The organism is Paenibacillus forsythiae T98, from assembly GCF_000520735.1.
In the GTDB taxonomy this organism is placed as follows: Bacteria; Bacillota; Bacilli; order Paenibacillales; family Paenibacillaceae; genus Paenibacillus_AQ; species Paenibacillus_AQ forsythiae.
The window spans coordinates 1-5,760 of sequence record NZ_ASSC01000119.1 but is presented as its reverse complement, the minus strand read 5'-3'; the positions used below and the strand labels follow the sequence as shown (position 1 = coordinate 5,760).

The window sequence follows — 5,760 nt, the reverse complement described above, 5'->3', positions numbered from 1 at the left end:
GTGGGGAGACTCCAGTTTAATTGGGGGGCCTAAGAGATGATGCAGCCATTTGAAGCCTGCACGCCCGAATATGAAGATGGAGTGCTAAATGCCTGCACATTCGCAGGAAACGAGAGAGGGACGGGCTTTTTTGAGAAAACAGATGTACTAACGCATTAATTCTTAAGTAAATTAATTCTTAAATACATGAATTCCTCGCGGGCCTTCCGCCGCTGCCGGGGAATACTTGCCCGATTATTTATGAACGCTTCGGACGAACCAAGCCCCTACGGATACCAGGGACAGAGTTTCGGAGCCGCCCGTTCACCGCCCATTTTTCAAATAAAAAATAGCGATCTGCGTCCGGTCCCGCAGTCCGAGCTTGCTCAAAATTTCCGTTATGTAGTTCTTGACCGTGCCCTCGCTTAAGAAGAGCCTGGCGGCAATTTCCTTGTTCGAATGTCCCTCGGCGATTGCTGCGACAACCGACTGCTCCGTCTTGGTCAGGCCGTAGGCTTCCAGCGGACAGGGGGAGGTATTCCCGGCAGCAGCCGCAGGCTGAAGAAAGCCCGCCAGCTTGCGGGCAATGTCGGGATGAATGAGCATATTGCCTTCATGGACCGTCTTGATGCCTTGGATAATGCGGTCCGGGGGGATATTTTTGAGCAGATAGCCGCTGGCTCCGCCTTTAATCGCCTCGATAATATACTCGTCATCGTCGAAGGTGGTCAGCATCAGGACGGCCACCTGCGGAGCATGCCGCTTGATCAGCCGCGCCCCCTCCACGCCGTCAATGCCGGGCATGCGGATATCCATCAGCACCACATCGGCTTCTGTCCCGCTTTCCAGCAGCTTCAGCGCCTCGCCGCCGTCTCCCGCAGCCCCCGTTACCTCAATATCCGGGTCCATCCCGACGAGCACCTTCAGGCTTTCCCTTATAAATGAATCGTCGTCCACAATTACGACTTTAACCATATAGGCCATTCCCCTTTCTAAAAAAGCCTGCTCTCCCGCTCTACATAATCTCGCTTTGCTTATAAACCGGCAGCTTCGTAATAACCGTGAACGGATAAGCGGCCCGGACTTCAAGCGTTCCGCCGACCAGCCGGGTTCGCTCCTCCATCCCTTTTATCCCCATGCCGCCGGCAAGATGCAGTCCTGGGTTCATCCCGGACAACCGTTCCGAGCGGGTCTCATCGTCCCGGTTGCTGCCGTTTCTCTCCAACCGTTCGCCGCCGTCTTCTTCCACCGATGTCTTTCCGTTATTGCTGACCTCCATCGCAACTTCGGACGGGCTGTAGGAGAGACTTATGCCGACGGAGGTCGCGTACCCGTGCCGGAGTCCGTTGGTGATGGCTTCGCGGGCATTTTTGTACAGTACGACCTGAAGGCTCGGGTAGAGTGGATAAGGTGCGCCCTCCACCGTATAAGAGGTCTCGATGCCGGTGTCCCGGCCAATCTCCTCCAGCAGCCGATCCAGGGCATAGGCGCCTTCAAGCTGCGGGCCCCGGCCGATTCGCCCTACGGCGGCGCGCAGGTCATCCATGCTCTCGGCAAGCTGATCGCGCACCTGTCCCATCATGGCCATGCCCGCTTCCGGCGCGGAGGGAAGCGTGTGCAGCGCGGCCTCCATCATCATTTTGACGCGGATCAGCCGGTGGCCGATATCGTCATGCAGCTGGCGGGAAATCCGCACCCGTTCCTCGGCCTGGGCCGCATTTTCCACCTGGGCCGCGAATTGCAGAATCCGATTGCGCGCTTCGTCCAGCTCGAAATGCTTCTTGCGCAGCTCGTCATACAGATGAAGTGTCTCCTCCCGGCCGCGTCCCGCCGAATGAAGCTGGGCGCACAGCGCGGCAGCCAGCAGAAACACCAGATTAACCCATGCGCGGATCAGTGGAGATTCTTCCATAACGGCGGCGTTTAGCGCGGCCAGATGAATTCCCGCAAGCAGCAGGGGCAGCAGCCGGGGACGGAGACGGAAATAGACAAGCAGCGCAGACAGGGAGGGGAGTGCCATCAGGCTTCCATACCTGTAGCATAGCCAGGAAGAGTACAGCATTTCGAGCGCGGCAATCGCCGCGGTGAACCGTGCCGGAAGGCGTGCCCACAGCGCGGCCAGCAGCAGAAGAATGAGCAGATGCAATGTGAACCGATCATTATCGGCATAATCCCGGACGTACATCGAGAGAACAGAGGGTACAGCAATCAGTCCGTACCGCAGCAGCTTCAGCTCTTTGGCCACAAGTCGTCATCCTTTTCGTGAGAAATAGCAGGTCAAGTGTCCCTCCTTCGCTTAACGGGTCTCCCAGTGAATGCATGACCCTGGCGAGAGGCGGCGCAGCATCGCACTTCCATCTTAGCACATCCCCTGTACTGCGGTACGCGGCTTTAGCCTCCTGTTTTCAAAGAGATGACTTAAGTCACCTTCACTTCATGACCTTCTGTACCTCCGGCGGCGATGGGTGTGCGCTACAATGAAACCATGAAGAACAAGGGACAGGAGAGATGAATAATGGCGCTTGCTCAACTAAGCGATGTGGTGAAACGATATGACAGCAAGTTGACGGTGGATCATGTGAATCTGAGCATAAGGGAGGGCGAGATTCTCGGTCTGCTCGGGCCGAACGGCGCGGGCAAAAGTACGACGATCAGCATGCTCTGCGGTCTGCTGAAGATGGATGGGGGGAGCATCGTCATTGATGGCATCTCCGTGGCGCAGCAGCCGCTTGAGGCCAAAAAAAGAATCGGGCTCGTCCCCCAGGACCTCGCGCTGTACGAGGATCTGACCGCCTGGGAAAATGCCGCCTTTTTCGGGAAGCTGTACGGCCTGCGCGGTGGACTGCTGAAGGAGCGGGTGCAGGAGGCGTTGGAGTTTACCGGGCTCGCCGACCGGGCAAAGGATAAACCGGCCACTTTTTCCGGAGGGATGAAACGACGGCTGAACATTGTCTGCGCGATCATGCACCGGCCCAAGCTGATTATTATGGATGAGCCGACCGTGGGAATCGACCCCCAATCCCGAAATCATATTCTCGAATCGGTCAAGGCGCTCAACAAGCTGGGCTCCACCGTTATCTATACAAGCCACTACATGGAGGAGGTCGAAGCGATCTGCGACCGGGTGGCCATTATGGATAAGGGCCATATCATCGCCTGCGGGACAGAAAAAGAGCTGCGGGAACGGGTCGCCCATGAAGAGAAGATCGTCATCAAAGCCGGCAATATCGCGCCTGAGCTGATTCGGGAGCTTAAGCAGCATCCCCGGGTGACCCGGGTGGAAGGGGAAAGCGATACGGTGGAGATGTACCTTCCGTCGTCCCAAAGCGAGCTGCAGGACATCTTGTTTATTTTCGCCAAGCACGGGGGCGTGATTCAGACGCTGCAAATCGAAGAACCGGATCTGGAGACGTTATTCTTAAGTCTGACCGGGCGGACCTTGCGGGATTAGGAGGAGAGAACAATGGCTAATATTTGGACAATTGCGGTTCATGAGCTGCGGCGTCTGTTCCGCTCCTGCTCCATGCTGATCAACCTGTTCCTGCTGCCGATTCTGCTGATTTTTCTGCTCGGCTCGGCGCTCTCCAGCGTTATGGGCGGAGGAAAGGACCAGACGATAGAATCTTTTCGGGTAGGCATAGTCGATGCGGGCAACCCCGCTGAACGTTCGCAGCTGATCGGGAATTTCCTGAAGTCGCCGCAGGTCGCGGAGATCATTACAGCGGAAACCGCGGACAGCCGGGAAGCGGCGGTAAGCGGGGTGCGTTCGGGACAATACGGCTATGCCGTCATCGTTCCGGCGGGCTTCGACAAGGATATGGTGACCGGCAAGGAAGCGAAGCTTGAATACATCCTTGGCAAGAACCGGACTGACAATATGATCGCAGGGACCGTGTTCGATAACTTCCTGGGCAGCATCAATTACAAGCAGGCTGCCGCCATGACGCTTGGACCCCAGGCGATTAGCGCGATGACGGAGTCCGGGCAGGGCAATCCGGCCGCCGTGCTCGGCAAGCTGAATGATGGAGCCCCGGCCTACACTGCCTCCCAGTATTATGCGGCTGCGATGCTTCTGATGTTCCTGCTTCTGTGCGGACAAATGGTGATCACCAGCCTGTACAGCGAAAAGGATAACCATACGTTATTTCGGATCGGCTCCATGCCGGTGAAGGGTCGGGAACTCTTTATCGGAAAAATGCTCGGCATCGGCCTTGTGTCGGTCCTGCAGTGCGCCTCCATTATTGTGGCCACGCGCTTTTTGTTCGGCGTGTACTGGGGCAATCGCCCGGGGCTGCTGATGCTGGTGTGCCTCCTTATGATTTTCGCTTCGCTAACTTTGTCGGTCATCATATCCATGTTCGTCCGTAGCGCAGCGTTGGCACGTGCCGTTTTAAGCGGGCTGACGGTGGTGATGACGTTTATGAGCGGCGGAATGGCTCCCCTGCCGGATGCCTGGGTGAATACGGGCGGCGCGTTCTCCATCAATCACTGGGGGATGAAAGGCATCCTGCGGATGATGCTGGAGTCGCCGTGGGCGCAAATTTCGGGCAGCATCGGGATGCTGTCGCTGATTTGTCTCGTGCTTGGGAGCATGGCATTCTTTTCATACCGAAAGGTGGGTTATCATGCATAACATTCTTACGATCTCCTGGAATCTGGTGAAGCGGATGATCGGCAGACGGAGAGGGGTAATCGCCTATATTCTCATGCCAGGCGTCGTGATTTCCTTCATTATATGGATGACCAGCGGGGCGGGGGACAGCAAGACGAATGTGCTCTACACGAACCTGGACAGCGGCGCCGCAGGAGCGCATGTCATTGCCGAACTGAAGAAGACAGGGGATTATGCCCTGGTTGAAAAAGTGAGCGGGGACGAGCTGCGCACCGGAGTCCTTAACGAGGAAGGCGCTGCGGGACTGGAAATCCCCGCAGGCTATACGGCTTCGCTGCTCGGCGGACAGAAGCCGCAAATCCATATCTACGAGTTAAAGACATCGGCCGCGTCCATCGCACTCAAAATGAAAGCCTCGGAGATCGGGGAACGGCTGCGTGAAGCGGCCTCGGCGGTGGGCGCTGCGGGAACCGGAGCATCCTCCGGGACGGCTGATGGCGCGAACGACGCCAAAGCGGTGGGCTCGGCCATCGGTACGACTGCCGGACGTGAAGCGCAGTTGTCCGCCATCCTTCAGCAAGCGGAACGGCATCTTGTAGGCAGCCAGAAGACTGACTTTAATCTGTATCCGCGCGAAAGTCTGGGTGTCGTTACCGGATTTATGCTGATGTTCCTGATGGCTATGGTTACTAGCTCCGTCTCGTACATTATGGATGACCGCAAGCAGCGGACCATGATGCGGATGTTCAGCGCGCCGGTTCGTTCTCATGAAATTGCGCTCGGCAATTTTTTGGGCAGCTTTACGGTGGGTGTGATCCAGGTTGCGGCGGTGCTGCTGGTAGGCCGCTATGCGCTGAACTACAGCTATGAGCTTCCGCTGTATCTATATTTTCTCATCCTGGCGGCCTTCATGCTGGTGTGCATGGGTCTTGCCAGCACGGTGGCCGGACTCATCCGCAACCCGAACAATGCGGGCATGCTGAACGCGCTCATTCTGACCCCGACCTGCATGCTGGGCGGCTGCTTCTGGCCGATTTCAATCATGCCGGACTATATGCAGAAGGCCGCGAACTTCGTCCCTCAAAAATGGGCGATTCAGGCCGCAGACCTTGCGGCGACCGGCAGCGGCTGGAGCGAGCTGTGGCTGCCCTTTGCCGTTCTGGGTCTGA

At 57.2% G+C, this 5,760-nt stretch carries 5 protein-coding genes; 3 read left to right on the top strand and 2 right to left on the bottom strand.

Annotated features, from left to right (window positions below; all coding sequences use genetic code 11):
• Positions 1-303 precede the first annotated feature (303 nt).
• Together L692_RS0104045 and L692_RS0104040 are read right to left on the bottom strand one after the other, a co-directional pair.
• Positions 304-954, bottom strand: a complete 651-nt coding sequence (locus L692_RS0104045) for a response regulator transcription factor (RefSeq protein ID WP_025697444.1) — start codon at positions 952-954, stop codon at positions 304-306.
• A 40-nt stretch (positions 955-994) separates the two neighbouring features.
• Complete coding sequence (locus L692_RS0104040) at positions 995-2,224, bottom strand: sensor histidine kinase (RefSeq protein ID WP_025697442.1); 1,230 nt, start codon at positions 2,222-2,224, stop codon at positions 995-997.
• A 270-nt stretch (positions 2,225-2,494) separates the two neighbouring features.
• Here L692_RS0104040 and L692_RS0104035 point away from each other — a divergent pair, with 270 nt between their 5' ends.
• From L692_RS0104035 to L692_RS0104025, 3 genes are all read left to right on the top strand, one after another.
• Positions 2,495-3,430: an ABC transporter ATP-binding protein gene (locus tag L692_RS0104035; protein ID WP_025697440.1), complete on the top strand. Its 936-nt coding sequence runs from the start codon at positions 2,495-2,497 to the stop codon at positions 3,428-3,430.
• A gap of 12 nt (positions 3,431-3,442) precedes the next feature.
• Positions 3,443-4,612 carry an ABC transporter permease gene (locus tag L692_RS0104030; protein WP_025697438.1) on the top strand — a complete coding sequence of 390 codons (1,170 nt, stop codon included), beginning with the start codon at positions 3,443-3,445 and terminating at the stop codon, positions 4,610-4,612.
• Positions 4,605-5,760 (top strand): ABC transporter permease (locus L692_RS0104025; RefSeq protein ID WP_025697437.1); only part of this gene is annotated, 1,156 nt, incomplete at its 3' end. The genes L692_RS0104030 and L692_RS0104025, both read left to right, overlap by 8 nt.

Coding starts and splice junctions, on each gene's coding strand:
- L692_RS0104045 (WP_025697444.1), bottom strand. CDS start 954: ATGGTTAAAGTCGTAATTGTGGACGACGATTCATTTATAAGGGAAAGC.
- L692_RS0104035 (WP_025697440.1), top strand. CDS start 2,495: ATGGCGCTTGCTCAACTAAGCGATGTGGTGAAACGATATGACAGCAAG.
- L692_RS0104030 (WP_025697438.1), top strand. CDS start 3,443: ATGGCTAATATTTGGACAATTGCGGTTCATGAGCTGCGGCGTCTGTTC.